Below are 25,964 nucleotides of genomic sequence, written 5' to 3'. Positions count from 1 at the left end.
CTATTTCAGCAGCCTGTTAACTACATTGAAAGTGGTGCGGGCGGTGGGACTCGAACCCACACGGGGACAAGCCCCAACAGATTTTAAGTCTGGTCTGTCTACCATTCCAGCACGCCCGCATAGCGCGTAGTCGTTGAACTCTCCATTGGGTCTAATTCAGGCCCAAAAACATCAGTAGTGCCTTAATCACATGTAAACAATACGCTTCTGGAAGCAGAAAGACAGATTTTAAGTGTCTTGTGTGCACTATTCCACCACGTCGCCATAATCGAATACTCCGACACTCTATTTCAACAGTCTGAAAACCGTCTATGCAGAGATAGGGATGGGGTCATCTCCCCCATTTTTAACGGGGTGCGTTCGCAGAACTTACGCGGCCATTTTCAGTTTCATGGCGGGTGTGATGCCACCGATGCCCCGTTGCCCGGCAACGGTTTGCCTGCAAACCGTGAGAGGGATGTTGGGGCGGTCGTTGTTGTATGTCCAGAGCCATTGCGTGGCGTGATCCTGTGCCTCCTCGATACTTTCGATGATGTATTGGTCAAGCCATTCATGCTGGACGGTGCGGTTGTAGCGCTCCCCTCTCGACGATGCGGTGTATCATCTGCCGGGCGGCGGACATAAGCGTTCTGCTGGGGCTGGCCTGGTTGGATGTGCTGGATGGTAACCCCATGTTTCTTGGCCCATTTCATCAGCTTTTCGCTGATGTATTCGGGGCCATTGTCGACCCTTATGGTGCCGGGCTTGCCGCGCCATTCGATGATCCTGTCCAGGCTACGGATGTCCCGCTTCAGTCGCTTGCGCGGCTTGATCCGCAGGTTTAACTGCCAGCTCGCAGTAGATCCGCCTGACGGTGATTGCGGCGCAATCACCTGACGGCCAGTGGATAGACGCGTTTGTGCCCTCTCATGCATGTAAACATGCATTGCCGGGTAACAGGCCCATGGGGGCCCCTTCACGTTGCGCAGGTGCAGAAAACACAGGCCAAATCCCAGGCTTTGCGGGCATCGGTCAGACCGGTCAGAAGATCGGCAATTTCTTCGTTCTCGGCGCGCAGCTTGGGGCCATAGCGATAACAGGTCTCGCTGACACCAAAGGCACGGCGGGCCAAGGCGATGCTGGCCCCGCGTCGCGCCACTGCATTCTTGGCCATCTTTCGGCGTTGACCCACGGCAGCGGCTTTTGACATCGGGGGATCAGAGATTCGCAGTCACATCAGGGCATTCACGAACTTGGGCGACACGGGGAAATGCCATGACGCTGATCTGTCCGGGCCCTCGAATCTCAAAAACCGCAACAGGTTCTACTTCCGGGGCCAGACCGCAGAGTTGATCATATGGATCGGGTTCCCCATTGCAAATGCATTGATCTGATCAAAGATATCGGCGAACTGGGTGTCGAGTTCATCTTCGGTGACAAAGCCGATATGCGGGGTGGCGATGACATTGGGGTGATGGACCAGCGGGTCATCCGCCGCCGTCAGGGGCTCGGTTTCAAACACGTCGATCCCCGCGCGCCCCGGCCGCCCTGCACGCATCGCCGTCAGCAACGCCCCCGCCTGCACCAACCCTGCGCGCGAGGTGTTGATAAAGCTGGCGCTTTGTTTCATCCGGCCCAGATCTGCAAGGGTTATGATCCCCTGGGTTTCTGGTTTCAGCCGCACATGCAGGCTGATAAAGTCACTGTCGGCAAAGAAGGCGGCGCGGCTTTCGGCCAGCGTTTCGCCTGCAGCAACGGCGCGGGCCCGTCCGGCATCGGAGCCCCACCAGACTACCTCCATCCCAAAGGCGCGGGCATAGCCTGCCACAGCCTGCGCGATGCGCCCATACCCATATAGCCCCAATCTGCGCCCTGCCAGTGACTGACCGACGCCCATTTGCCACTGCCCGGCCTTGATTGCGGCGTTCTGCGCCGTCAATTGGCGGGCGCAGGCCAGCACCAGCGCCCAGGTCAATTCCGCTGCTGCGACGGAATGGCCATCGGCATGCATGTTGGAACATAACAGCACCCCCTGCGCCGTGCAGGACGCCACATCAATATGCGGGTATACGCTGCGCTGGCTGATCAGCCTCAGCTTTGGCAAGCGTTGCAACAGGTCGGCGGTTACGGGCGTGCGTTCGCGAAACAGCACCAATGCCTCGGCTTCGGCCAGCCTATCGGCCAGCAGGGCGGTGGTGGGGGGATGGTCATTCCAGATTGTCACGTCATGGCCGCGCAGCTTTTCAAAGCAGGGCAAATGCCGCAGGGTGTCAAACCAATCGTCAAGAATATGGACCTTCATAGTGACCTCTTTTTGATGGCTTCAGGCGCGGCTTCGGGCGGGCAGGCACCGCAAAAGACGGCTAGAACTTCATATAACGGGCAACGATAGGGGCGGCGGTGATGACCAGCACGATACGTGTGAGGTGATGCACGATTACGAAACCAAGATCTGCCCCGGCGACGATTGCCAAAACCGTCATTTCTGCCTGCCCGCCGGGGGCAAAAGCCAAGAACCCTTCCACCTGTGCGGCAAGGCCGGTCAGCACGACAAACTCGGTAAAGGCAATTGCCAGAAGCGCCAGTAAAATCACATAGGCAACGCCTGCCAGCACAAATTTCCGCAATTCGGCCAGCGTCACACCGACATAGCCCACGCCGATGCCGATGCCGATAAAATACTGTGCGGTCAAAATGGCCTCGGCAGGCGGGCGTGCATGGATCAGGCCTGCCAACGACAGCGCGGCAGTCACGATCATCGGCCCAAGGATGGAGGCACCGAACAAGCCGATCCGCTCGCCTACCTTCCAGCCGATCAGCGCGGCAAGCGCCATCAGCACAAGTTCGATGATGTCAATGTCGCCAATCGGTGCGCCGACAGGGTGGCTGAGCGGGGTATCAAAGGCCTGTGTCAGCAGGATTGGTGCGACGGTGACAATTATCAAAACCCGCGTGGCATGGATCAATGACAAGGCGCGCGGATCGCCACCGGCCTCGGTCCCGAAAATCACCATGTCTTGCAAGCCGCCGGGCATGGCCGCGTAATAGGATGTGACCGGGTCAAATCCGCAGATGCGCCGAAAAAACGGCACGCCAACCAGCCCGATACACAGGATATAAAGCGGGATCAGCGCGACCGACAGCGCCATTTGCGGCAGCACGGTCACAAGATCAGGGGTGATGGATGCGCCAACCGCAACGCCCAGAATGGTGCGTGCGGCCACTGCAACTTGCCCTGTGCCACGCAAAGGCGCGCCCAGCAATGCCGCAATCAGGCAGGCAAGCATAGGGCCGAACAAAAACGGCAGCGGCAAGCCCAGTGCGCTGAACAACGCCGCACCAAGGGCGGCCAAAAGCAAGGTGCCCGCCGTGCGGGTAAAGGGCTGAAGCGAGGCCGAAAAAGGCATGAGTGAACTTTCGTTGACAAGTAATGAATCCGACTGTATCCAAGTGTATACAAAAGACAACCCCGGAGTTTGCCTTGGCCACCAATCCCCTGCCAATCCGTGATCTTAGCCAGGGTCAGGATGCCTACCAACGGCTGATCTCTGAAATTCGCTCGGGTGCGCTTGGCCCCGGTGATCGGCTGACCGAAACCGACCTTGCGGATCGTCTGGGCATCAGCCGCACCCCGGTCCGTGAGGCGATCCGCGCGCTGGAGGCGGATGGCTTGGTGGTGCATGTGCCGCGCGTCGGTGCCAGTATTCGCCGGCTGACCTATTCAGAAGTGACCGAGCTTTATGAGATGCGCACCGTGCTGGAAGGCACCGCCGCGCGGTTGGCCGCGCGTACCGCGTCAGATGTGGAACTGGCCGAATTGCGGGCGATTTCGGATGAGATGGCGTTGACGCCGGCGCAAGCGCCGCGGTTGTATGCGCTGAACCGTCAGTTTCACCGCACGCTTTTGGATGCGGCCCGCAACCGTTTTTTGCTGGATGCAGTGGCCGGTTTGGAAAAAACGCTGCTGATCCTTGGCCCCACCACGATGCAAGATGCGGGCCGTGTCACCCAGGCGCAGGCCGAGCATGAGGCGATATTGACAGCGCTTCAGGCCCGCGATGCCGACCGGGCAGAGACGCTGATGCGGGCCCATATCAACGCGGCCCATGCCATGCGGCTGCGCCAGTTTCGATCCGAAGAACAAGGGAGCCAACCACTATGAACCAAATAGACAAACTCTGGGATGTTGTCGTGGTGGGCGGGGGCAATGCCGCGCTTTGTGCCGCGATCGAGGCGGCAGAGGCCGGGGCGAGTGTGATCATTCTGGAGGGCGCACCGAAAGATTATCGTGGTGGCAACTCGCGCCATACCCGCAACTTTCGCTGTATGCATCAAGGGCCATTGTCGGTTTTGACCGATTCCTATGAGGAAGCCGAATATTACGATGACCTGTTGCTGGTGACCAAAGGCCAGACCGATGAGCATTTGGCGCGCTTGGCGATTCGCACCTCTGAGACGTGTTTGCCGTGGATGGAACGGCAGGGCGTGCGGTTTCAGCCCTCGCTTTCGGGGACTTTGTCGCTGTCGCGTACCAATGCGTTTTTCCTTGGGGGCGGCAAGGCGCTGGTGAATGCCTATTACAACCGCGTCGAAGATCTGGGCGTGACCGTGATCTATGAGGCGCAGGTCAAGCATGTGGATATCAAAGACGGACTCTTCAGCGGGGTTGATTGCGAGATTTCGGGAGAGGTTGCGCGCGTGAATGGGCGCGCGGTGGTGCTTGCCTCGGGCGGGTTTCAGGCCGATCTGGATTGGCTGGCCCGCGCCTGGGGGCCTGCCGCCAGGAACTTTCTGATCCGCGGCACGCCCTATAACCGCGGTGTGGTGCTCAAGGATATGCTGGATCAGGGCGCGGAATCGGTGGGTGACCCGACGCAATGTCACGCGGTTGCCATCGACGGGCGCGCGCCAAAGTTTGACGGCGGTATCGTGACCCGGCTGGACTGTGTGCCGTTCTCGGTCGTCGTCAATCGTCACAGCAAGCGGTTCTATGATGAGGGTGAGGATGTCTGGCCCAAACGCTATGCGATCTGGGGGCGGTTGGTGGCGGCGCAGCCCGATCAGGTGGCCTATTCCATTATCGACAGCCAAAGCATCAATTCATTTATGCCTTCGGTGTTCCCGCCGGTCATCGCTGACACAATCGAAGAACTGGGTGAAAAGCTGGGTTTGTCGGCGACCGCGTTGAAAGAAACGGTTGACGCGTTCAACGCCGCCTGCCGCCCCGGCACCTTTCATGGCAATGAGCTGGACGGGCTGGCCACCGAAGGGCTGGAGCCGCCCAAGACCAACTGGGCGCGCCCCCTCAATCAGCCGCCCTATTACGGATATGAATTGCGCCCCGGCGTGACCTTTACCTATCTGGGGCTGAAGGTGGATGACACCGCGCGGGTCTCGGGCGCAAACGGTCTTATGGTCAATGTGTGGGCTGCAGGTGAAATCATGGCGGGGTCAATTCTTGGACAGGGTTATCTGGCGGGGTTTGGTATGACCATCGGCACCGTTTTTGGACGCATCGCAGGCAAGGAGGCCGCTAAATATGTCGCTTGAACCGATAAACCTTGCCGGGCTGGACCTGACCCAAGAGGCCCGCCGTCAGGTCGAGATTTGCAACGCTTGCCGCTATTGCGAAGGGTTTTGCGCGGTGTTTCCCGCCATCGCCGAAAAGCGGATGTTTGCGGATGGTGATATCACGCAACTGGCGAGCTTGTGCCATAATTGCCAAGGCTGCTATCATGCCTGCCAATACACCGCCCCGCATGAGTTCAACCTGAACCTGCCCGCAATTCTGGCCGAGGTGCGGCATGACAGCTGGGACCGGTTTGCATGGCCGGGCGCTTTTGCCGGCGCGTTTCAGCGCAGCGGGGTCGCCATCGGTTTGGCGCTGGTGGCCGGGTTTGCGCTGCTGTTTGCCGCGCTCGTGGCTTTGCGCCCGGAGTCGGGCGAAGGGTTTTACGCCTATCTTGCGCATACCGCCATGGTTGCGATTTTCGCCCCCGCTTTTCTTGGCCCCTTGGCCATTATCGGCATCGGCCTGCGCCGTTACTGGGTAGAGGTGGGCGGCGCGCGCATCCGGTGGGCGCATATCCGCCACGCCTTTGCCAGTGCTGCAAGTATGCGCAACCTTGGCGGCGGGCAGGGGCAGGGCTGTAACTTTGAAATTGGCGACCGCTTTTCCAACAAGCGGCGTTGGGCGCATCAGATGGTGATGTATGGCTTTTTGCTGTGCTTCGCCGCGACTTCCTCGGGCACGGTGATGCATTATGCCTTTGGCATGGAGGCACCTTATGGGGTGTTCTCGTTGCCCAAGCTGTTTGGCCTGCCGGGGGGCGTGCTGCTGACGGTTGGGGCGGTCTGGCTGATTTCGCTGAAAACGCGGTCTGAAAAGGCGCTGGGCGCAGCGAGTGCCTGGGGCGGAGAGATGGCGTTTGTGGTCCTGTTGGGGCTGACCGGGTTCACCGGGCTTGCGCTTTATGCCGCGACCGGCACCGCGCTGGTGGCGCCGCTGCTGGCGGTGCATCTGGGGGCGGTTCTGGCATTTTTCCTGACCACGCCTTACTCCAAGATGGTGCATGGGTTTTACCGCCTTGCGGCGCTGATCCGTGATGCGCAAACCGGCAGCAAAACCACCGCTTAGCACCAAAGCCTGGAGGAAGGGGCAGTTCACCCCCTTCCGTCAGGCTGCAAGCGGAAGACGGATTTCAACCATGGCACCGTCTTGGCAGTCAAGGAAATGAGCGGTCCCGCCATGCGCCTCTACGATCTTGCGCACGATGGCCAGGCCAAGCCCGCACCCGCCAGAGCCATCATCCTCGCCGCGGACAAACCGGTCAAAAATCCGGTCACGCAGATCCGGGGCGATGCCGGGGCCGTTGTCGCATACGCTGATTGCCACATCATCGGGCCCGAATGTGACCTCCAGCGCGACTTCGTCGCCTCCGTAACGGCTGGCATTGTCCAACAGGTTTTCTATCGCTTCCGATAACATCACCGGATCACCGAGAATGCTGCGTGCATCGCCCGAGACCCTGAACGACACGCCAATCCCGCCGCGCATCCCTTGTTCGGCAAAGCGCCGGGTCAGGTCTTGTGCAAGCGCGCCGATATCCACGGCTTGCCAGGTGTCGGGCGCAGAACGGCCGCGCGCCTTCTCCATCGACAAAAGCTGCTTGGTAAGCCGCCCGGTTCTGCGTGCGGTTGCTGCAAGTTCTGCCACGCGTTTGCGCAGTTCGGCCTCATCCGGGGCGGTGGTGGCGGCTTCGGCCTGTGCCTGAATCGCGGCGATGGGGTTGCGCAATTGATGCGCGGCATCGGAAATGAACGCGTCGCGCAGCGCGAAAGCCTCTGTCAGCCGTGCGAAAAGCGAATTCACCGCGCCCACCAGATTGCGCACCTCTTTCGGAACGACGCGCCGTATCGGGCGCAAATCCCCGGCCGAGCGTTCTGCGACAGCCTCTCGCAACTGCAACAGCGGCCTCAGGCCAAGGTTGATGCCGAACCAGACCAAAAGCGCAGCAGCGGCAACCACAACCGTCATCAGCACAACCGCCTGTGCGACCAACTGAAGGCTAAGCGCCTCGCGCTGATGCATGGTTTGCCAGACGTTCACCGTGACCCAGCCCCCAAATTGCGGCTCTGCGATAAATTCACGCATGGTGACGACCCGCACGGGCCGACCCAGGCTGACCGCATCATAAAAATATGGGACGCCAGATTTAACCTTGGCGAATTTCGGCAGGGGGGGCGGATCGGAATAGCCGGTCACAAACCGCCCGTCCGGCCCCTCGATACGGTAATAGACCGGATCGCCAAGCGCCTTGGTCAAGGCATCCAATAGCTGTTCGGTCAGCATATCGCCTTCGCTCAGCACGACATCGCGCGAAATTGTCAGCGCGACGGTCAAAAGCGTGTTGTCATAAAGCTGTTGCGACATGCGTTCGGCCATGACAAACCGCGCCGCCGCCGCCAGACTGGCAACCAGAACCAACGGCACAATGATAAGCACAAACAAGCGGCTGCGCAAAGACCAGTGGTTCATGCCGGATCATCATCCAGCAAATAGCCCAAACCGCGCGCTGTCCTGATCGTGACGCCAGTACCCGCCAGCTTGCGCCGTAGCCGCGAGATCAGCAGCTCTACCGCGTTGGCATCCATTTCAGAGCCAACCCCGTAAAGCGTGTCTGCGATCCGCTCTTTTGAGACGATCCTGCCGCTATGGTCCATCAGACATTCCAGCAGCGCAAGTTCGCGGCGCGGAAGGTCTATCGCACCCGCAGGGCCGGTCACCGTGCGCGCGGTTTGGTCGAAGCATATCCGACCGATTTCGCGGATGCCGGACCCGATATCTGCGCGCCGCCGCGACAGCGCCCTGATCCGCGCCGTCAGTTCGGCCATATCAAAGGGTTTGACCAGGTAATCATCCGCACCTGCATCCAGCCCCGCCACCCGGTCGCTCAGTTCTCCGCGTGCAGTCAGGATTAACACCGGAATCGTGGACCCACGTTTGCGCAGCGCCCTTACAATCTCGATCCCGCTAAGTCCGGGAAGGTTGAAATCTATAATTGCGATATCTCCGCCTTCGGTTGCCAGAAAACGAAACGCTTCCTCGCCATCGGCCAGCCAATCTACGGCATAGCCCAGATCGCGCAGGGCGTTCACGATACCCTGCGCCAGGCTTTCATTGTCTTCGACAAGTACAATCCGCATTCATTTGCCCTGAATAGGTTTTCGACAGGTTTCCGACAGCATGCGCAAATACTGTGCGCAATATCAAGCTGCCCTGGGGTACGAAAAACACGCTGGCTTTGTAAGAAGGGCGCAAGTTTTTTGATGCAACACCGTCAAGGATCGGGCAACCTTGTTAAAACAATATGGGAGAGGACGACACATGACCAAATTTTTCTCGACAACGCGTCGCGGTGCGCTGGGGCTGGCCCTTGGTGCGGCCGCCACTTTCGGGCTGACAGTGCCGGCAGCGGCAGAGGTCACATTCGAAGGTAAAACGATTGAATGGATCATCCCGTTTTCCGCTGGTGGCGGTTCTGACACCTGGGCGCGCTTCAACGCGCCGCTTCTGGGCAAATATCTGCCGGGGAATCCAACCATTGTGGTTGTCAACGAACCCGGTGGCGGCTCGACCAAAGGCACCAACCTGTTTGCGGCCCGCGCCAAGCCTGATGGGCTGACGCTGCTTGGCACTTCCGGCTCCACGCAGTTTCCCTATCTGTTGGGCGATCCGCGCGTGCGTTATGAATATGCCGACTGGAAGATCGTGATGGCCTCGCCGACGGGTGGCGTTGCCTATACATCCCCCTCAACCGGCGTGACCGCACCGTCCGAGATTGCCAAGCTCAAAGGGCAAAAGCTGGTCTATGCAAGCCAGGGTGCGACCTCGCTTGATCTGGTGCCGCTATTGGGCTTCAAGCTGATGGGGCTGGAGGTTCAGCACGTCTTTGGCTTCAAGGGTCGCGGCGATGGCCGTCTGGCGTTTGAGCGTGGCGAGACCAACATCGACTATCAAACATCTTCGGCCTATATCAAAAACGTAGAGCCGCTGGTTGCGGCAGGCACCGCTGTTCCGCTGTTCAGCTGGGGCACGCTGGATGAAGACGGCAACCCGATGCGGGATCCGACCTTCCCCGACCTTCCCGATTTCAACGAGGCCTATACAACGATGACCGGCAAGGCACCGGAAGGCCCGGAATATGACGCCTATTTCGCGTTCTTTACCGCCGGCTTCCCGGCGCAAAAGATGCTGTTCCTGCCCAAAGACACCCCGCAAGATATCGTCGATGTCTATCAGGCAGCAGTGGACGCGATGAAAGCGGACCCGGAATATCAAGCCAACAAGGAAGCCGTGCTTGGAACCTATGAGCAGGTGACTGGCAAGGCCGCGGATTCGCTGTTCAAGAAAGGCACTGTCATCTCGGCAGAGCTGCGCAAGCAGGTGGTTGATATGCTGTCTGCAGATTACGGCGTGAAACTGGGTGCTGACGAGTGATCTTTTGGCGGCCCACCGGAAAGGCGGGCCGCCAACTTCTATTTCTCGCCCGTAAACCATTGTTTGCTCGGTGTTATCATGCGCTGGGCATGAGGATATGATATGATCGACACGTTGCTCTCGGCCCTCGCAACCCTGCTTACGTTCCAGCATATGGCCTATATGCTGCTTGGCGTGTCGGTCGGGCTGACGATCGGCGTTATTCCGGGCCTTGGCGGGATTGCCGGGCTTTCGCTGTTGGTGCCGTTTCTTTACGGCATGGACCCTATCTCGGCGCTGGGCATGCTGATTGGCCTTGTGGCCGTTATCCCCACGTCTGATACATTTGCATCGGTTTTGATGGGGATTCCGGGGTCGAGCGCCAGCCAGGCCACGGTTCTTGACGGCTTTCCGCTGGCCAAGCAGGGCCAGGCGGCGCGGGCCCTTTCGGCTGCGTTCATCTCATCACTGTTTGGCGGTATTGTCGGCGCGGTGATTCTGACGTTTTTCGTGCTGATCGCGCGACCGCTGATTTTGCTTTTCGGCTCGGCTGAATTGTTCATGCTTGCGCTTTTCGGCTTGTCGATGGTCGCGGTGCTTGCCGGCCGAAGCCTGCCCAAGGGGCTTGCCGCCGCCGTGATCGGGCTTTTGATCGGGTCAATTGGCGCGGCCCCCGCCACGGGCGAATTTCGGATGATCTTTGGCACCGAATATCTTTATGACGGTATTCCCTTGGTCATCATTGGCCTTGGTCTGTTCGCCATCCCCGAAATATCGGACCTGCTGCGCAAGAACGCCTCTATCTCCGAGCGCAACGTCTTGGGCAGCGGTTGGCTGCAAGGGTTGCGGGACTGGTGGGCGAACCTGTTCTTGTCCATCCGCTGCTCAGGGATCGGGTGTATGATCGGTGCGATACCGGGGCTTGGCGGGTCGGTCGTGGACTGGATCGCCTATGGCCATGCGGTTCAGACGACCAGAGACAATCCGAATTTTGGCAATGGCGATATTCGCGGCGTGATCGCGCCTGAAAGTGCCAATAACGCGATGCAGGGCGGGGCGCTGTTGCCGACGATGCTGTTTGGCATTCCCGGTTCCGGCTCTATGGCGGTGTTTCTGGGTGGCATGGTATTGATCGGGATAGAGCCGGGGCCGTCAATGGTCGGCCCGGACCTGAATATCACCTATTCGATCATCTGGTCGCTGGCGATTGCCAATATCATGGGCGCGGGCATCTGCATGATGCTGGCACAGCCGATTTCCAGGCTGACCGAGATTCCGTTTCATTATCTGGCACCGTTCATGATCGCCCTGATCTGCTTTGCCGCGTTTCAGGCAACGCGCGATCTGTCGGACCTTGTGGCCTTGCTGGCGATTGGGGTTGTGGGCATCTTGATGAAACGGTTTGGCTGGCCCCGTCCGGCCTTGCTGATCGGTTTCGTGCTGGCCCCGCAGGCCGAGACGTTCTTTTATCAGGCGTTGCAGTTCAACGGCTGGGGGTTTCTGGTTCGTCCCGGTGTGCTGATTATCGCCGCAATGACCCTTGCCTCGGTTTATTTCGGCCTGAAGAACCGTGTCGATGATACCGGCACCACCGGGGGCGTGGTGGCAACCTCGCGTACCAGCCGCACCATTCAGATCGGCTTTGCGCTGGCAATGATGGCGTTCTTTGCGGTCGCCCTTTGGGATGCGATTGATAAATCCTTCCTTGGGGCGGTCTTTCCGCTTGGGGTTGGGGTTGTTGGTCTGGTTTTCGGGCTGATCTTGCTGGTTCACCTGTGGCGCGGCCATGAAGACCATCCGGCGTTTTATGACTATGAAATCGTTGGCGATCATGTGGGCCAAAGCGGGAATAGCTGGTTCTGGACCGGCCCTGCGTGGATTGCAGGTCTGGTTGTGGCCACGGCGGTCGCAGGTTTCTACATCGCGATGATCCTGTTTTTCGTGGCTTTCCTGAAGCTGCGGGCAAAGGCGACCTGGCTTATGACTGGCGTGCTGACGCTTGCCGCAGCAGGGTTCATTCTGGGGCTGGCCTATATGCTCAGCCTGAATTTCCCGTCGGGCTGGTTGCAAAATACCTATGATCTGCCTTGGCCGATCCGTTGAGGGAATGAAGATGACACAAACGGCAATCCCTTTCTGGTTCTTTCGCGGCGGCACTTCGCGGGGGCCTTATTTCAAACGCAGCGACCTGCCACAGGATCGTGACACTTTGGCCAAAGTGTTGATTGCCGCGCTCGGTTCCGGCCATCCGCTGAATATTGACGGGATTGGGGGCGGGGCTGCCGTGACCACCAAGGTCGCGATACTGTCGCGGTCTGATGATCCTGCGGCGGATGTGGATTACTTCTTTGCCCAGGTATCGGTTGAAGATCGCACCGTCGATTTCAAACCGACCTGCGGCAATATCTTGTCAGGGGTTGGCCCGGCGGCGCTGGAAATGGGCTTGGTTCAGCCGACAGGTGATGTGACCCGCGTGCGGGTGCTTTCGGTCAATACCGGCGCGCGCGTCGAGGCTGTTATTGAGACCCCCGGCGGCGGCGTGCGTTACGATGGTGCGGCGGCGATTGACGGGGTGCCGGGAACAGCGGCGCCGATTTACCTTAATTTCATGGATGTTGTCGGTTCCAGCACCGGGGCCTTGTTGCCCACGGGTTCGGTGCGCGACGTGATCGACGGGATTGAGGTGACCTGCATGGATGTTGCCATGCCGATGGTCATAGCGCGCGCTGCTGATTTTGGCCTTACGGGCTATGAGGCCGCTGGCGATCTGGACGCCAATCGCGATTTTTACGCGCGGATGGAGCCGATCCGGGTGGAGGCCGGCAAAAGGATGGGCATGGGGGATGTGTCCGGCTCGGTTACGCCAAAATTCGGGCTGCTTTCGGAACCAAGGGCGGGCGGCACCATTACCGCGCGGTATTTCATGCCCAAAAATTGTCACCCAACCATGGCAGTCACCGGCTCGCAATGTTTGGCGTCTTGCGTGCTGACACCGGGCACCGTGGCCGAGGGGCTGTTTTCAGCACCAAAAGGCAATCCAGCACTTGTTGTCATCGAACACCCTTCCGGCTCGATTGATGTGACGGTTGATTATACAAATGACGCAGACGGCTTTCAGCTTCGGTCTGCGGGCTTGCTGCGCACCGCCAGGTTGCTGGCCCGTGGTGAGGTTTTTGTACCTGCAAGCGTTTGGAAGATTGGCTGAAATTTGGAATTGTGGCCCTGTGATGGCCGCGATTGAACCGCGCGCGAAACCGTTTAAGGAATACCATCGTGACATTGAAACTTGCCCTGTTGCCCGGTGATGGCATCGGCCCGGAAATTGCGGCCTCAACCAGACTTGTGCTGGATGCGGCGGATAAAGCCTTTGGTCTTGGGCTTTCATGGCAGGAGGTGGCGATAGGGTTTGAGGCGCTGAAAACCACTGGCAGCACATTCCCCGACAGCGCCTTGGATGCGGTGCGCGGCTGTGATGGGCTTATCCTGGGGCCAGTGTCGCATAACACCTACCCGCCGCGCGACAAGGGCGGGCTTAACCCATCGGGTGAATTGCGCAAACGGCTTGATCTTTTCGCCAATATTCGCCCCGCACGCAGCCGTGCCGGAATTGCGCCGCGTACAGGTGTGCCGATTGATCTGGTGGTGGTGCGCGAAAATACCGAAGGCTTTTATGCCGATCGCAACATGTTTGCGGGCGCAGGAGAGGTGATGCCAACCGAAGATGTTGCCTTGGCCTTTCGCAAAATCACCCGCAAAGCCAGCCTGAACATTGCCCACGCCGCCTTTGCCGAGGCTGAGGCGCGGCGCAAGGCTGGCACCGGGCCGGGCAAGGTAACGGCGGTGCATAAGGCCAATGTGATGCGCGTATCGGACGGGTTGTTTCTGGACTGCGTGCGCAGCGTTGCCGCAGATCATCCGCAGATCGCCTATGATGAGCGGTTGGTCGATGCGATGTGTGCCCATCTGGTGCGCAACCCGGCAGAGTTCGATGTCATCTGCACCACCAACATGTTCGGTGATATCCTGTCTGATCTGGCATCAGAAATTGCGGGCAGTCTTGGGCTGGCGGCCTCACTGAATGCGGGCACTGACTATGCGATGGCGCAGGCGCAGCACGGGTCTGCCCCCGACATTGCGGGGCAGGACAAGGCAAACCCATCGTCACTGATTGGTTCGGCGGCCATGCTGCTGGATTGGTTGGGCGCAAAACGCGGCGATGCGCGCTTGCACGCGGCTGGTAAAGCCATTGATGAAGCATTGGAGACGGTGCTTTTGCAGCCTCAAAAACGCACCGGCGATCTGGGAGGAAATTCCGGCACCCGCGCGTTTGGGGAAGCGGTCGCAGCGGCTATAAAGCCATAAACGCATATGAAGCTGAAGATTGGCAAGGCCAAAGGCCCCGCTTTGCGGCACAAGGGTTTTGGCCTGTTTGCGCCTACCGGCTGAGGCCCATTCGTGTAAGCAATTTATGTATGTTTTTCGGATTGTGGACGATTTGTAACCTTACTGTCGGCTATCGGTCATCTTTGCCACCCAAGTTTGGTTCAGACAGAAACAGGAGTCGAACCATGAAGAAAATCTATCGTATCGTCGCGGGCGTTTTGGCCGCATTGGGTGGGTTTGCCGCGATTGGCGCCGGGCTGATGATTGTTGCAACCGCAATTGTGATTGGCGTTCTGGTCGCACTGGCGGCCAAACTGGCGATCAAGGGCAGGGTGGTGGATACAGCCGATGATGCACCGTTTGAGGCGGATCAAGCGCCCGCCTGACATTGGGTGCAACGAAAGACCGGCGGCAACGCGATTTGAGGGGCGAAGGGTGAAAATCCTTCGCCCTTTGTTTATTTCGAGGGTGGTGGCATGCACCGATAAACATGGAATATCTGTAATCTGCCTGACAAGCGGCTACACATACAGGCCCCCTATATTGATGACAGAGGGCGACACGGTGATTGCCCCGCAACCAAGGAGAAGACAATGAAACGCAATACAATTTTGGCTCTGGGATCAACCGCTCTGATGTCGCTCGGCTTGCTGACAGGGGCCACGATGGCGCTTGCCGATACGAGCCCAGCCGAGGCAAAGGCCTTTTTGGCGGCCCCCGGTTCGTTGTCGGCGGCGGTGAGCGCTGCTGAAACAAGCACTGGCGGCAAGGCGATGAGCGCGGATTTTGAAGAGGATGGTGCCGATGCTGGTATGTATGAGGTTGAGATTGTGATGCCCGACGGCACTGTGACCGAGCATCTGGTCAATCCGGCGGATAATTCGGTGAAACTGGCCCCGGCGGATGATGATAAGGACGACAAGGACGAAAACAAAAGCAACTGATCTTATCCCCTGATAAGGTTCATCGGCGGGGCATCACGCCTCGCCGATTATTGACAGCGGGCAAGCCATGAAAATTCTGGTGATTGAAGACGACAAGAAAACCGGCGGCTATATCGCCGATGGCCTGCGCGAGGAAGGCCATTGCGTTGATCTGATCGCCAACGGGGCCGAAGGTCTGGTTCAGGCCAGCGTCGGCACCTATGATGTGCTGATTGTCGATCGCATGTTGCCGGGGATTGACGGTGTCAGCCTTGTGAAAACCCTGCGCGGGGCGAAAAACCGCACGCCGGTGTTGTTTCTGACCTCTCTCGGCGGGGTTGATGACCGGATTGAAGGGCTGAATGCGGGCGGGGATGATTATCTGGTCAAGCCCTTTGCCTTTGGCGAGCTAAGCGCGCGGATCGCAGCCCTTGGCCGCCGCCCCCAGATGCAAGACGCGCCGACCGTTCTGAAAGCCGCTGATCTGGAAATGAACCTGCTGACGCGCAAAGTCACGCGGGCCGGCCAGCCGATTGACCTTTTGCCCCGCGAATTCGCGCTGTTGGAGCATTTGTTGCGCCGCAAAGGCCGCGTGCAAACCCGCACCATGTTGATGGAGGCGGTCTGGGATATTCATTTCGACCCGATGACCAATGTGGTCGACACCCATATCAGCCGCCTGCGCCGCAAGGTCGATAAACCGTTCGAGACGGAGATTATTCAGACTGTGCGCGGCTCCGGCTACCGGATTGACGCGGAATGAAACGCGCGTTGTGGCCCATACGCTCTACCCCGCTGCGGCTGACGCTGGTGTTTCTGGGCATCTTCATCTTGTCCTCAGCCGCCAGCTTTGCCACCGCCTATTTCGTGATCCGCGCCAATTTCGACGCGGTGCTGGAAGATGAGATTGACCAGACCCTTGATACCTATAAATCCATCAAGGATCAAAACGCCCTGATCGCGCGGCTGCAAGCCGATGTGCAGATCACCGATTCCGAACTGACGATCCTGCAGTATCAGCCGGATCGTGGGCCGGTCATTTCCAATGCCGCCGGACTCCCGCAGGCCGAGGATTACACCATTATCGACCACAGCGCGATTGCCGAAAGCCAGGGTGATATCGCCGACAGCTATCTGGCCCGCACCAAGCGCGTCGGGCGCGGGCAGCTCACGGTCGCCAAAACCCGCGAACAGGTTGTAAAGATGGGGGAGATCATCCTGTCGGTGGTTCTCATCGGGTTGTTGCCCACAATCATTCTGGCCTCGGGTGCAGGGGCCCTTGCCGCCCGAAACGCGCGGCGGCGGATCGACCGGATTCAGACCACGCTGGCCGAACTGACCGCCGGGCACATGGCTGCGCGCGTGCCGGTCACGGCGCATGACCGCGATGATCTGACCGCGATCAGCGCCGCCGTGAACACCATGGCCACGTCACAAGAGGCGCTGATTGCCTCCATGCGTCAGGTTTCGGCCGATATCGCGCATGACCTTAAAACCCCGATCCAGCGGGTTGCCGTCATCTTGGACGAAATCACGGAAAAGACGGTGCTGAGCGCGGGGCAGGAGGATTTGCTGGGCCAAGCCTTGCACGAAACCGACCGTATCGTGAAGACGTTTCAGGCCCTGCTGCAACTGGCGCAGATCGAAGGCGGCGCTGTGCGGGATCGCCTGATCCCCACCGATCTGCAAGCGGTCGCCGAAGATGTCGTTGATTTTCTGGGCGCGGATGCCGAAGAAAAGGGCTATGGCCTGACCCTCAGCTTGACCGGCGCTGGCCCGTTCACGGTGATCGGCGACCGCCATTTGCTGTCGCAAACCATCGCCAACCTGATCGAGAACGGGCTGCGCCACACGCCAACGGGGTCAACAATTCAGGTCGAACTATCACGCCAGAATGGTCAGGTTATCCTGCGCATTGCCGATAACGGGCCGGGCATTCCGGTGGAGGAGCGTGAAAAAGTTCTGCAAAGGCTTTACCGGCTGGAGCAAAGCCGCACCACCGAAGGCAACGGCCTCGGCCTCAGCCTCGTCGCCGCGATCTGCACCCTTCACGACGCGCAATTGCTGCTGGAGGATAACCATCCCGGCCTGATGGTACGCATTGTGTTCCCGGATGGTGGCGAAGTTAACTGAATGACAAAAGGTCCAAATACTCTACAACGCAGGCATGATTGCATTTCGAAAATCAGTTGAATGGCCCTGAAAGCCTTTGATGGTTCACCACACCCTGACAGCAATAGAAGGCACCCTGCCAAGCCAAGCACAAGACGGCAAAGCTTCAGGTCAGCGCATGCCAGTTAGTACCGATTTCAGATAGTGTCGCGAAAATGGTGGAAATTTGAAGGTGGCGTAATCTCTGGCTGCGTCGAACTCATGGCGTTGCCCGCAACTTCTATCCAGCGCGAGCGAGACTCCGAGTTTGAGTTTTGCCGTTTTGGGCGGGTTGTGCAACGGGGGCTGGCGTGGCGCTTTGCGGTTTGCACAGCACCAAGCCCGGTTGCGGGGCGAAGGCGGCGGGGGTTTACCTGCCGTAGTTGGTTTTTACCGTCGGGGTAAGAAGGCTGCGCTGCAATGTTTGAGCGTTCTGATCTAAAGAACCAAGGCGCCTTACAATGTTAAAAGACGCCAAAGATCTGGCCTGTATCCAGTTTTTTGACATAATCGACGGCACTTCCATTCCAGTGATAGGAAAAATGCGCGCCTTGCGTCGGGATCGGCAGCACATCCGGCCAGAACGCGGCGATGCAGTTGCCACCCGAAAACCTGACGCTGGGCCAGGTGATGCCGTTGGAGCCTGCTGCGCGGCGCTGGGCGCCGAACACCTGCGAGGGGCCATAGTGGTCGGGGTCCAACAGGTCTGCCATCCCCGTGACATCATCCATGTCGGCGTCCACCGAACCGATCAACTCGCGGAACTGCGAGGTCCAGCCGGGCGCTTCATCCGTGGCCAGCATGGTTTTGCTGTGGTGATGGATGGTTTCGGCGATGGCAACCTCGGTGCTGTCGCCTGCGTAATACAGGCCAAACGTGCCATCGGTGAACCGCCCGGGGCGCAGCGGCGAGCAATGCACGAAGGGCGCCATGACCCAACTGGCACCGGGGCCAGTGATGCGCCGGGCCAGCGGTACTTTTGCCAGATCACCGATGCTGTCGCGGATGCGTGGGTTGAATTTGGCCTCGGCTGAGGCCAGCGCCTCCCAATCTGCCGGATCAGCGATATCCTCGAACAGGTCAATCGGCGGATAGATCGAGCGGATGATCCGGGCGCTGCGCGGCCAGATCACGCGACGCACCGGCGCTGTCACCATGCGCCGCGCTCGGCGTCCAGATAATTGCGCAGGTCGATCAGGTCGGTAATCTCGCCGCGCATCATGATGTCGAGCGCGCTTTGGCCGTTGAAGGCCGCGTTTGGCTTTCTGATCCAGTCATAGCCTCGGGCAGGATCGCTGAAGAGATAGCGCAGGCCTTTGTGAATCCCCATGAGGATTGCCATCCTTGCCCGCAGATCACGGTCAATCCGGCCGATACTGCCGTCTTTCCAGCGCGCCCATGTGCGCTGGGCCATATCGCCAAGAAGGGTTCGGGCCTCGATGTCGCTGAGCTGCCAGACGCGGAACAGGTTCACCGTGGTGCGCGCAAGGGCGGCCGCCTCCTCGTCCGTGATGGAGGGAAGGTCTGGGCGGGCGGCTGTTGGATGGATCGTGGCAAATTGCATGGCTTCTCTCCTTTGACATCAATATAAGGATTAAATGCCATTTGGCAAGATGTGGTTTCCGGTGAGATCGGTTCTGCAATCAGCCCACCCACCCGCTATCAGCCCATCGCGCACCCAATCCAGCGCCTGCCACCAATGCCCATATAGCCGCGCCGGGCGGAGGCGATCTGTTCCGGATGTGGCAGCCATGCCACCGGGCAGGCCACACCTTCAACCGTGCGCCAATTTCCGTGTGATGGCACCCGCCTGGTGCCAACGACGATGGGGCGCGTCCTGCCAAATTCACGCCTACGGGATCGCAGAAAATGGGCCGAAACCCATCCTTGACCAATACCGATACTTACGGTTTGCAAGCAAACGGCTGCCGGGCCGTGGCAACGGTAAGGCGTTCACCGACCGTCTGTTCGGCCTGCGCAAGCGCGGCTATGGCTATCCACCCCACCACTTCCAAGTGGAAATGCACAATCGGCAGCAGCGCCGTATCGGGCTAATGCTTTATGGTCAGGCGATTGCCGTTTTACGGTTAAGTAAGCAGCGTTTTGTCGTTCAGCGCGATCTGATAGGCCAGCATCGCGGGCACCGGGGCCTGTTCGGCAAACAGCGCTGCGATTTCCGGGGTGTAGCTGTCTTTTGCAGCCAGAATATTCACGGTGCCGACGACAGTTCCGCCCAAGACCACGGGCAGGTTCATCGCGGCGGCACATCCCAGGGATTCGATCAGCGCATAGTCAAAGAAATGCTCGCGGTCATTGGTTACCACGTCATTTTCGACATAGAGCTTGCGTTCGTCATGGATGCGGCGAAACCATGCGTCGGGGTTGATCTTTTTGGTGCCCGACACCGGATAGGCGTCGGTGTTTGATGAATAGGCACGGCGGGCAAGCCCGGCCTCCATATCCGTTATGCTGATGGTCAGCAGCTTGACCGGAACCAAGGCCGAGACGAAATTGTCCAGCGCGGTAAAGGCTGCGGCGGCAGTGGTTGCCTCAGCAATGGCGGCAGTGAAAATTGCGTGGGGGGTCATGGGGTTTGCCTTGCTTCAAAAGGGGCGCCGCCGCTGGCGGCATAAAGTTCGCGGGCATAGGGGGTTTTGAAATCCCCGTCCTGCAATTGCGTGACATCTGCCACCTCGACAATGCGGCCATGCTGCATCACGGCAAGCCGGTCGCACAGGAAGGACACCACCGGCATATTATGGGTGACCATCAGGTAGGTCAGCCCCTGTTCCTTTTGCAACCGTTTGAGAAGGTTCAGAATTTCTGCCTGAATCGAGACATCCAGTGCCGATGTCGGCTCATCCAGCAGCAGCACCTTTGCATCCAGCATCAGCGCGCGGGCGATGGCCACGCGTTGGCGCTGACCGCCTGACAGTTGATGCGGAAAGCGGAAGCGAAAGCGGGTATCAAGGCCGACGGCATGCAGCATCGCCTCGACCCGTGCGGGGCGGTCCTTGATGCCGTGGATGACCAGCGGCTCGGTCAAAACCGCGTCAACGGTCATGCGCGGATGCAGCGATCCGTAGGGGTCTTGAAACACCATCTGGCAATCGCGTACCGAATGGCTGTCGATGCTATGCCCGCGCTTTTTGCCCAGAAGCGTGATTTCTCCGGTCCAGCTTGGCGTCAGCCCCGCAATCGCGCGCAACACGGTGGTCTTGCCCGACCCGCTTTCACCCACCAGCGCAAAGCTTTCGCCCTGCGCGACATCCAGTGTGAAGTTATGGACAATTTTCGTCTCGCCATAGGAAATGGAGACATCATTCAGAGAAATTGCAATCATGTGCCGGCCCAATCTGCGCGATCCAGTACCGGAAGCGTGCTGCGTGTTTCACCCAGACGTGGCATCGCGGCCAGCAGCCCTTGGGTATAGGGGTGACGCGCCTGCGCCAAATCGCGGGCGGCGCAGGTTTCCACCACCTCACCCGCGCTCATCACCATGATCCGGTCGCAATAGCGCGATACAAGATTAAGGTCGTGGCTGATCAGCAAAAGCCCCATGCCCTTGCTGCGGATCTGCTCATCAATGATATCCAGAACCTGCGCCTGCACCGACACATCCAGCGCCGAGGTCGGCTCATCCGCGATCAGCAAATCCGGTTCGGGGATCAGCATCATCGCGATCATGATGCGCTGACCCATGCCGCCAGACACCTCATGCGGATAGAGCTTTACCACGCGTTCGGGGTCATTGATGCGCACGGCGTCCAGCATGGTCAGTATCCGCGCGGCCACCTCGGCGCGGTTCAGCTTGGTATGCACCCGCAGCGCCTCGGCCATTTGCGCGCCGACGGTCATCACCGGGTTCAGCGAAAACTTGGGGTCTTGCATGACCATCGAGATGCGCGCGCCGCGAATGGCCCGCATCTCGCGTTCACTTTGGCGCAACAGCGGCAGGCCGGCGAAATCCATCCGGTCGGCGGTCACCTTTCCCGGTGGCCGGATCAGCCGCAAAATCGCGCGCCCGGTCATGGATTTGCCAGACCCGCTTTCGCCCACAATGCCCAGCCGTTCGCGGCCAAGGTCAAAGGAAATGCCCTTGACCACATCGACGGGCCCCTTGGCGGTGGGAAAGGTCACGCGCAGGTTTTCAATGGATAAAAGCGGGGTCAATGGCGTTCTCCCTTTGGGTCAAGCACATCACGCAGCCCGTCGCCCAGAAAGCAAAAGCCAAGGCTGACCGTAACGATGGCAAAGCCCGGCATCGTGCTGACCCACCATTGGTTCAAAATTGCATCGCGCCCGTTGGCGATCATCGCGCCCCATTCCGGCATGGGGGGCTGTGCGCCAAGGCCCAAAAAGCCAAGGCCTGCGGCTGTCAAAATGATGCCCGCCATATCCAGCGTAACCCGGACGATCATCGACGAGGTGCAAAGCGGCAGCACATGAATCAAGATCACGCGCAGATGCGATGCCCCTTGAAGCCGTGCGGCGGCGATGAATTCGGAATTGCGGAAGGTCAGCACCTCGGCCCGGGCGATGCGGGCATAGGCGGGCCAGGTGGTGATGGCGATGGCGATAATCGCGTTGTTGATGCCGGGGCCAAGGGCCGCCACAAAGGCCAGCGCCAGAATCAGCTTTGGCATGGACAGGAAAATATCGGTCAACCCCATCATCACCCGGTCCACCCAGCCGCCGAAATAGCCCGAAATCGCCCCGATAAACAGCCCAAGCGGGGCCGCGATGATCGCCACCAGCCCCACAATGGTCAGCGTGATGCGCGAGCCGTAAACCACGCGCGAAAAGATATCACGGCCCAAGGCATCGGTGCCCATCAGATGCGTCAATGATGGCGGCTTCAGCCGGATTTGCAGGTTTTGCCCAATGGCAGAGTAGGGTGCGATCATATCCGCGAAAATCGCAGTCAAGATCAACGCCAGAACGATGATAATCCCCAGCAGGGTCAGCGGATTGCGTACCAACCCCAGCGCCAGCCGATAGCTGCGGCCCATATTGGCCTGAAAGCGCGACGAAGGGGAATCAGCCAAAAGCCAATCGCGGGTGAACATGGAAGTGTCAGCCATCAGCGCGCCCTCGGGTCCAGAATGCGGTAAAGCACATCGGACAATTTGTTGATAATGATGAACACCGCGCCAATGACCAAAGTTGCCCCCAGCACCGCGTTCATGTCGGCGTTGAACAGGCCGGCTGTCAGGTAATTACCGATACCGGGCCATGAAAACACCGTCTCGATCATCACCGACCCTTCCAGCAACCCGGCATAGGACAGGCCAATCACAGTAATCAGCGGCACGCGGATCGGATAAAACGCATGGCGCCAGATCACCTGCCATTCCGGCACGCCTTTGACGCGGGCGGTGGTCACAAACTCTTGCCCCAGTTGATCCAGCATGAAGCTGCGCGTCATGCGGGAAATATAGGCGAGCGAGAAAAACCCGAGGATGGAGGCGGGAAGCACAAGATGCGAGATGGCATTGCGAAACACGTCAACTTTCCCCGCAAGCAAACTGTCAATCAGCATCAGGCCCGTGACTGGCGGCACCAGCCCGTCGAAAAAGATATCCAGCCGCCCCGGCCCGCCGACAAGCCGCAGCTTGGCATAGAAAAACGCAAGCCCCACCAGACCCATCCAAAACGCCGGAATGGAATAGCCCAGCAGGCCGACCACGCGGATAATCTGGTCAATAAAGCTGCCTTGACGTGCGGCGGCGGCAACCCCCAAAGGTACGCCAAGGATAACGCCAATAAAGATGCCAAGCGTCGCCATTTCCAAAGTTGCAGGGAAATACCGGATCAAATCATCGCTGACCAGCTTGCCGGTTGAAACCGATTTGCCGAAATCGCCATGCAGCACGTCAACAACATAAGACCCGAATTGCACCAGAACGGGCCGGTCCAGCCCCATCTCTACCCGCGCGGCCTCATAGACGGCCGCTGTGGCCCGATCGCCGACAACGGCCAGAACGGGGTCAATCGGAATCACCCGACCGATGGAAAAGGTAATGGCCATCAAGCCAAGGAAGGTCAGCGTTACCGTGGCAACAAACCACGCCAGTTCTACCGCCACTTTTTGAAAGCGCCGCCCGAATGGATTTGGGGCTGCTATCACCGTTTCTTCGCTTTGCGCCACGGGGCCTGTTCCTGTCTGTTTGCCCTGCGCCAAGTGTTGCGCAAAGATTCTTTTAGGTTTCACTTGGAATATACAGAAAAGTTTGCTTATATCAAAATAATTATGATGGAGGCAAAGCTGTCACCTGTTCCCGCCCCTAAAACACCACCAAGCCGAGAGGGCACGCGGATTGCGCCGCGTATCGGCGCGTTGGTCCGTGCGCGGCGGCAGCAGGTTGGCATGACGCTGAAAGCGCTTTGCGATAATGCGGGGCTTTCGGTTGGGTATTTAAGTCAGATTGAACGTGATCTGGCCACGCCGTCGCTTGCCACCCTGACGCAAATTGCGGCGACTGTCGGGGTAGGGGTGGATTACTTCGTTTCCGTCCCCAAGCCACAAGACGCGCTCAGCAGGGCAGAGGGGCGGGCGCAGTTTTCGCTCGATGGTTCCTCGATCCTTTATGAATGTCTCTCAACCGAGTTTCCGGGCGGGGAACTGACCTCTTACATCATGCATGTGCCGCCGGGTTACCAGTCTGAGGTGGTCAGCCATGACGGCGAGGAATGCCTCTTTGTGCTGGAGGGAGAGATCACCCAATGGCTCGGCAAAACCGAAATTATCCTTCGCCGTGGTGATGCTTTGCATTTCCGCGGCAACCAAGACCACGCTTGGGCCAATCATACCCAGCACATGGCCAGGTTGCTTTGGACCGGGAAGCTTGCCCTGTTCCAGCCGCCCCCGGCGTCCTTTTTGGATGCCGCGCAAAATTTGGCCTTACAGTCGAACCTATCCATCAACAGCCCTGAGGAGACATAAAATGAAGCTGCTGCGCGCCGCGCTTTTTTCGACGGCCATCGCCTTGCCGATGATGCCCTTCGCCGCCTTTGCCGCAACCCCGGCGGGGGTTCTGGTCGTTGCCCAGAATATCGACGATATCGTCGCGATTGATCCGGCACAGGCGTATGAGTTTACGTCGGGGGAACTGGTCAACAACGTCTATGACCGGCTTGTGCAATATGATGCCGAAGATACCACAGTGCTGGCACCCGGTCTGGCAACTGAATGGGTGGCCGATGATGCGGCCAAAACCATCACTTTCACCCTGCGCGACGGTGCGAAATTCCATTCCGGCAATCCGGTTCGCGGCGCGGATGTGGTCTATTCCATGACCCGCGTTTTGAAGCTGAACCTGACCCCGGCGTTTATCCTGACGCAACTGGGCTGGACCGCTGACAATATCGGCGAAATGGTGGTTGCAGATGGCAACACCGTGACGGTCAAATACACGGGCGATTTCTCCTCTGCTTTCGTGCTGAACGTGCTGGCCGCGCGCCCTGCGTCGATTGTGGATGAGATGACCGTCAGCCAGCATGTGGTGAATGACGATTGGGGCAATGCCTGGCTGAACGGCAATGATGCCGGCTCTGGCCCCTTCTCGCTTCAGGCGTATCGCCCGGCGGAAATCATCCGGCTGGCGGCAAACCCTGATTACTTCAAAGGCGCGCCCAAGGTCGATTCGGTGATCATCCAGCATGTTGCCGAGGCGACGACCCAGCAGCTTTTGCTGGAAACCGGCGATGTCGATATGGCGCGCAACCTGACATCTGACCAGATTGCCGCCCTGCCGGGCACGATCAAGGTCGAGACTTTCCCTCAGGCCGCCGTCCACTTCCTGTCTTTCAACCAAAAGCAAGATGCGCTGACCAATCCTGCCCTGTGGGAGGCTGCCCGCTATCTGGTGGATTATGAAGGCATGACCACGACCTTCCTGAAAGGCCAGATGGAAGTGCATCAGGCGTTCTGGCCCAAGGGATTCCCGGCCTCGTTGGATGAAACCCCCTTTACCTATGACCCCAAGAAGGCCGAGCAAATCCTGAAAGATGCCGGTGTGACGCTGCCGATCACGGTCGAGCTTGATGTCATCAACTCCGCACCTTTCACTGATATGGCGCAATCGCTGCAAGCCAGCTTTGGCGAAGCCGGTATCAACTTTGAGATTTTGCCCGGCACCGGCGCGCAGGTGATCACCAAGTACCGCGAACGCACCCATCAGGCGATGCTGCTGTATTGGGGCCCGGATTTCATGGACCCCCATTCCAACGCCAAGGCATTCGCCTATAACGCCAACAACGCGGATGATGCCTATGCCGCAACCACCGCCTGGCGCAATGCCTGGGCCGTGCCAGAGGGGATGAACGCAGAAACCGTCGCGGCACTGGCCGAGGCTGATCCCGCAATCCGCAGCGGCATGTACCTTGATCTGCAACGCAAAGTGCAGGAATCCTCGCCCATCGTGATCATGTTCCAAGCGACATATCAGGTCGGGATGGCCGCAGGCGTCAGCGGTTATGTCAACGGTGCCACGTCCGACTTTGTGTTCTACCGCCTTGTGAACAAGGACTGATCAGTCCCGCCGGGG

Annotated in this window: 24 protein-coding genes, 1 tRNA gene and 3 pseudogenes; 13 read left to right on the top strand and 15 right to left on the bottom strand. The window is 59.1% G+C overall.

The window, feature by feature from the left end; translation table 11 throughout:
• Positions 1–32: 32 nt before the first annotated feature.
• The 5 genes and pseudogenes from VDP61_RS00745 to VDP61_RS00730 all read right to left on the bottom strand — a co-directional run bounded on the left by VDP61_RS00745 (position 33) and on the right by VDP61_RS00730 (position 3,386).
• Positions 33–119, bottom strand: a tRNA-Leu gene (locus VDP61_RS00745).
• Positions 120–369: 250 nt separating this feature from the next.
• Positions 370–782, bottom strand: a pseudogene (locus VDP61_RS17810) (integrase core domain-containing protein); the annotation flags it as partial.
• 159 nt (positions 783–941) lie between these two features.
• Positions 942–1,168 (bottom strand): annotated as a pseudogene (locus VDP61_RS17805) (IS3 family transposase); the annotation flags it as partial.
• 135 nt (positions 1,169–1,303) lie between these two features.
• Entirely contained in the window at positions 1,304–2,281 is a 978-nt protein-coding gene (locus VDP61_RS00735) for a D-2-hydroxyacid dehydrogenase family protein (protein WP_323005030.1), read from the bottom strand.
• Positions 2,282–2,342: 61 nt separating this feature from the next.
• Positions 2,343–3,386, bottom strand: coding sequence for an AbrB family transcriptional regulator (locus tag VDP61_RS00730; RefSeq protein ID WP_323005029.1), 1,044 nt, complete (start codon positions 3,384–3,386; stop codon positions 2,343–2,345).
• Positions 3,387–3,460: 74 nt separating this feature from the next.
• On the opposite strand from VDP61_RS00730, the gene VDP61_RS00725 reads away from it, so the two are divergent.
• The 3 genes from VDP61_RS00725 to tcuB are packed head-to-tail and all read left to right on the top strand — an operon-like array spanning position 3,461 to position 6,616.
• Positions 3,461–4,141, top strand: a complete 681-nt coding sequence (locus tag VDP61_RS00725) for a GntR family transcriptional regulator (RefSeq protein WP_323005028.1) — start codon at positions 3,461–3,463, stop codon at positions 4,139–4,141.
• A complete protein-coding gene (gene tcuA / locus VDP61_RS00720) occupies positions 4,138–5,529 on the top strand; it encodes an FAD-dependent tricarballylate dehydrogenase TcuA (RefSeq protein ID WP_323005027.1) in 1,392 nt (463 codons plus the stop codon). Before VDP61_RS00725 ends, tcuA begins: the two co-directional genes overlap by 4 nt.
• Positions 5,519–6,616 carry a tricarballylate utilization 4Fe-4S protein TcuB gene (tcuB, locus tag VDP61_RS00715; protein WP_323005026.1) on the top strand — a complete coding sequence of 366 codons (1,098 nt, stop codon included), beginning with the start codon at positions 5,519–5,521 and terminating at the stop codon, positions 6,614–6,616. The genes tcuA and tcuB overlap by 11 nt, the downstream gene beginning before the upstream one ends.
• Positions 6,617–6,655: 39 nt before the next feature.
• On the opposite strand, the gene VDP61_RS00710 is transcribed toward tcuB, so the two are convergent.
• Both VDP61_RS00710 and VDP61_RS00705 read right to left on the bottom strand, forming a co-directional pair.
• Positions 6,656–8,017: a sensor histidine kinase gene (locus VDP61_RS00710; RefSeq protein WP_323005025.1), complete on the bottom strand. Its 1,362-nt coding sequence runs from the start codon at positions 8,015–8,017 to the stop codon at positions 6,656–6,658.
• On the bottom strand, positions 8,014–8,685 hold the full coding sequence (locus VDP61_RS00705; RefSeq protein ID WP_323005024.1) for a response regulator transcription factor: 672 nt from the start codon (positions 8,683–8,685) through the stop codon (positions 8,014–8,016). The genes VDP61_RS00710 and VDP61_RS00705 overlap by 4 nt, the downstream gene beginning before the upstream one ends.
• 181 nt (positions 8,686–8,866) lie before the next feature.
• On the opposite strand from VDP61_RS00705, the gene VDP61_RS00700 reads away from it, so the two are divergent.
• From VDP61_RS00700 to VDP61_RS00665, 8 genes are all read left to right on the top strand, one after another.
• Positions 8,867–9,979, top strand: a complete 1,113-nt coding sequence (locus VDP61_RS00700; RefSeq protein ID WP_323005023.1) for a Bug family tripartite tricarboxylate transporter substrate binding protein — start codon at positions 8,867–8,869, stop codon at positions 9,977–9,979.
• Positions 9,980–10,081: 102 nt separating this feature from the next.
• Complete coding sequence (locus VDP61_RS00695) at positions 10,082–12,061, top strand: tripartite tricarboxylate transporter permease (protein ID WP_323005022.1); 1,980 nt, start codon at positions 10,082–10,084, stop codon at positions 12,059–12,061.
• A gap of 10 nt (positions 12,062–12,071) precedes the next feature.
• Positions 12,072–13,163 (top strand): 4-oxalomesaconate tautomerase, encoded by a 1,092-nt coding sequence (locus tag VDP61_RS00690; RefSeq protein ID WP_323005021.1) that lies wholly within the window; start codon positions 12,072–12,074, stop codon positions 13,161–13,163.
• 68 nt (positions 13,164–13,231) lie between these two features.
• The gene (locus VDP61_RS00685) at positions 13,232–14,320 is read left to right on the top strand and encodes an isocitrate/isopropylmalate dehydrogenase family protein (protein ID WP_323005020.1); all 1,089 of its coding nucleotides are present in this window, start codon (positions 13,232–13,234) and stop codon (positions 14,318–14,320) included.
• 206 nt (positions 14,321–14,526) lie between these two features.
• Entirely contained in the window at positions 14,527–14,727 is a 201-nt protein-coding gene (locus VDP61_RS00680) for a hypothetical protein (protein WP_323005019.1), read from the top strand.
• 207 nt (positions 14,728–14,934) lie between these two features.
• Entirely contained in the window at positions 14,935–15,285 is a 351-nt protein-coding gene (locus VDP61_RS00675; RefSeq protein WP_323005018.1) for a hypothetical protein, read from the top strand.
• Between the two features lie 67 nt (positions 15,286–15,352).
• Positions 15,353–16,027 (top strand): response regulator transcription factor, encoded by a 675-nt coding sequence (locus VDP61_RS00670; protein WP_323005017.1) that lies wholly within the window; start codon positions 15,353–15,355, stop codon positions 16,025–16,027.
• On the top strand, positions 16,024–17,397 hold the full coding sequence (locus VDP61_RS00665; RefSeq protein ID WP_323005016.1) for a HAMP domain-containing sensor histidine kinase: 1,374 nt from the start codon (positions 16,024–16,026) through the stop codon (positions 17,395–17,397). The genes VDP61_RS00670 and VDP61_RS00665 overlap by 4 nt, the downstream gene beginning before the upstream one ends.
• 482 nt (positions 17,398–17,879) lie before the next feature.
• Here the strand turns inward: VDP61_RS00665 and VDP61_RS00660 are convergent, their stop codons facing one another.
• The 8 genes and pseudogenes from VDP61_RS00660 to VDP61_RS00625 form a co-directional block, all read right to left on the bottom strand.
• The gene (locus tag VDP61_RS00660; RefSeq protein ID WP_323005015.1) at positions 17,880–18,572 is read right to left on the bottom strand and encodes an RES family NAD+ phosphorylase; all 693 of its coding nucleotides are present in this window, start codon (positions 18,570–18,572) and stop codon (positions 17,880–17,882) included.
• Positions 18,566–18,979 (bottom strand): MbcA/ParS/Xre antitoxin family protein, encoded by a 414-nt coding sequence (locus VDP61_RS00655; RefSeq protein WP_323005014.1) that lies wholly within the window; start codon positions 18,977–18,979, stop codon positions 18,566–18,568. Before VDP61_RS00655 ends, VDP61_RS00660 begins: the two co-directional genes overlap by 7 nt.
• Before the next feature lie 30 nt (positions 18,980–19,009).
• Positions 19,010–19,245, bottom strand: a pseudogene (locus tag VDP61_RS00650) (hypothetical protein); the annotation flags it as partial.
• 257 nt (positions 19,246–19,502) lie between these two features.
• Positions 19,503–20,003: a GAF domain-containing protein gene (locus VDP61_RS00645; protein ID WP_323005013.1), complete on the bottom strand. Its 501-nt coding sequence runs from the start codon at positions 20,001–20,003 to the stop codon at positions 19,503–19,505.
• Positions 20,000–20,758 (bottom strand): ABC transporter ATP-binding protein, encoded by a 759-nt coding sequence (locus tag VDP61_RS00640; RefSeq protein WP_323005012.1) that lies wholly within the window; start codon positions 20,756–20,758, stop codon positions 20,000–20,002. The genes VDP61_RS00645 and VDP61_RS00640 overlap by 4 nt, the downstream gene beginning before the upstream one ends.
• Complete coding sequence (locus tag VDP61_RS00635) at positions 20,755–21,588, bottom strand: ABC transporter ATP-binding protein (protein WP_323005011.1); 834 nt, start codon at positions 21,586–21,588, stop codon at positions 20,755–20,757. Before VDP61_RS00635 ends, VDP61_RS00640 begins: the two co-directional genes overlap by 4 nt.
• Positions 21,585–22,484: an ABC transporter permease gene (locus tag VDP61_RS00630; RefSeq protein WP_323005459.1), complete on the bottom strand. Its 900-nt coding sequence runs from the start codon at positions 22,482–22,484 to the stop codon at positions 21,585–21,587. Before VDP61_RS00630 ends, VDP61_RS00635 begins: the two co-directional genes overlap by 4 nt.
• A gap of 14 nt (positions 22,485–22,498) precedes the next feature.
• Positions 22,499–23,503 (bottom strand): ABC transporter permease, encoded by a 1,005-nt coding sequence (locus VDP61_RS00625; RefSeq protein ID WP_323005458.1) that lies wholly within the window; start codon positions 23,501–23,503, stop codon positions 22,499–22,501.
• A 165-nt stretch (positions 23,504–23,668) separates the two neighbouring features.
• On the opposite strand from VDP61_RS00625, the gene VDP61_RS00620 reads away from it, so the two are divergent.
• Together VDP61_RS00620 and VDP61_RS00615 are read left to right on the top strand one after the other, a co-directional pair.
• Positions 23,669–24,361, top strand: coding sequence for an XRE family transcriptional regulator (locus tag VDP61_RS00620; protein WP_323005010.1), 693 nt, complete (start codon positions 23,669–23,671; stop codon positions 24,359–24,361).
• A gap of 1 nt (position 24,362) precedes the next feature.
• Positions 24,363–25,949, top strand: coding sequence for an ABC transporter substrate-binding protein (locus VDP61_RS00615; protein ID WP_323005009.1), 1,587 nt, complete (start codon positions 24,363–24,365; stop codon positions 25,947–25,949).
• Positions 25,950–25,964: the final 15 nt, after the last annotated feature.

The sequence above is a fragment of the Pseudorhodobacter sp. genome (assembly GCF_034675685.1).
In the GTDB taxonomy this organism is placed as follows: Bacteria; Pseudomonadota; Alphaproteobacteria; order Rhodobacterales; family Rhodobacteraceae; genus Pseudorhodobacter.
Note: the sequence above shows the minus strand (reverse complement) of the source record. Positions and strands in the feature narration are given on the sequence as shown.

Excerpts from the sequence above, each read along its gene's own strand:
- VDP61_RS00735 (WP_323005030.1), bottom strand. The coding sequence starts at position 2,281 with ATGAAGGTCCATATTCTTGACGATTGGTTTGACACCCTGCGGCATTTG.
- VDP61_RS00730 (WP_323005029.1), bottom strand. The coding sequence starts at position 3,386 with ATGCCTTTTTCGGCCTCGCTTCAGCCCTTTACCCGCACGGCGGGCACC.
- tcuA (WP_323005027.1), top strand. The coding sequence starts at position 4,138 with ATGAACCAAATAGACAAACTCTGGGATGTTGTCGTGGTGGGCGGGGGC.
- tcuB (WP_323005026.1), top strand. The coding sequence starts at position 5,519 with ATGTCGCTTGAACCGATAAACCTTGCCGGGCTGGACCTGACCCAAGAG.
- VDP61_RS00710 (WP_323005025.1), bottom strand. The coding sequence starts at position 8,017 with ATGAACCACTGGTCTTTGCGCAGCCGCTTGTTTGTGCTTATCATTGTG.
- VDP61_RS00705 (WP_323005024.1), bottom strand. The coding sequence starts at position 8,685 with ATGCGGATTGTACTTGTCGAAGACAATGAAAGCCTGGCGCAGGGTATC.
- VDP61_RS00700 (WP_323005023.1), top strand. The coding sequence starts at position 8,867 with ATGACCAAATTTTTCTCGACAACGCGTCGCGGTGCGCTGGGGCTGGCC.
- VDP61_RS00695 (WP_323005022.1), top strand. The coding sequence starts at position 10,082 with ATGATCGACACGTTGCTCTCGGCCCTCGCAACCCTGCTTACGTTCCAG.
- VDP61_RS00690 (WP_323005021.1), top strand. The coding sequence starts at position 12,072 with ATGACACAAACGGCAATCCCTTTCTGGTTCTTTCGCGGCGGCACTTCG.
- VDP61_RS00680 (WP_323005019.1), top strand. The coding sequence starts at position 14,527 with ATGAAGAAAATCTATCGTATCGTCGCGGGCGTTTTGGCCGCATTGGGT.
- VDP61_RS00675 (WP_323005018.1), top strand. The coding sequence starts at position 14,935 with ATGAAACGCAATACAATTTTGGCTCTGGGATCAACCGCTCTGATGTCG.
- VDP61_RS00670 (WP_323005017.1), top strand. The coding sequence starts at position 15,353 with ATGAAAATTCTGGTGATTGAAGACGACAAGAAAACCGGCGGCTATATC.
- VDP61_RS00665 (WP_323005016.1), top strand. The coding sequence starts at position 16,024 with ATGAAACGCGCGTTGTGGCCCATACGCTCTACCCCGCTGCGGCTGACG.
- VDP61_RS00660 (WP_323005015.1), bottom strand. The coding sequence starts at position 18,572 with ATGGTGACAGCGCCGGTGCGTCGCGTGATCTGGCCGCGCAGCGCCCGG.
- VDP61_RS00655 (WP_323005014.1), bottom strand. The coding sequence starts at position 18,979 with ATGCAATTTGCCACGATCCATCCAACAGCCGCCCGCCCAGACCTTCCC.
- VDP61_RS00645 (WP_323005013.1), bottom strand. The coding sequence starts at position 20,003 with ATGACCCCCCACGCAATTTTCACTGCCGCCATTGCTGAGGCAACCACT.
- VDP61_RS00640 (WP_323005012.1), bottom strand. The coding sequence starts at position 20,758 with ATGATTGCAATTTCTCTGAATGATGTCTCCATTTCCTATGGCGAGACG.
- VDP61_RS00630 (WP_323005459.1), bottom strand. The coding sequence starts at position 22,484 with ATGTTCACCCGCGATTGGCTTTTGGCTGATTCCCCTTCGTCGCGCTTT.
- VDP61_RS00620 (WP_323005010.1), top strand. The coding sequence starts at position 23,669 with ATGATGGAGGCAAAGCTGTCACCTGTTCCCGCCCCTAAAACACCACCA.
- VDP61_RS00615 (WP_323005009.1), top strand. The coding sequence starts at position 24,363 with ATGAAGCTGCTGCGCGCCGCGCTTTTTTCGACGGCCATCGCCTTGCCG.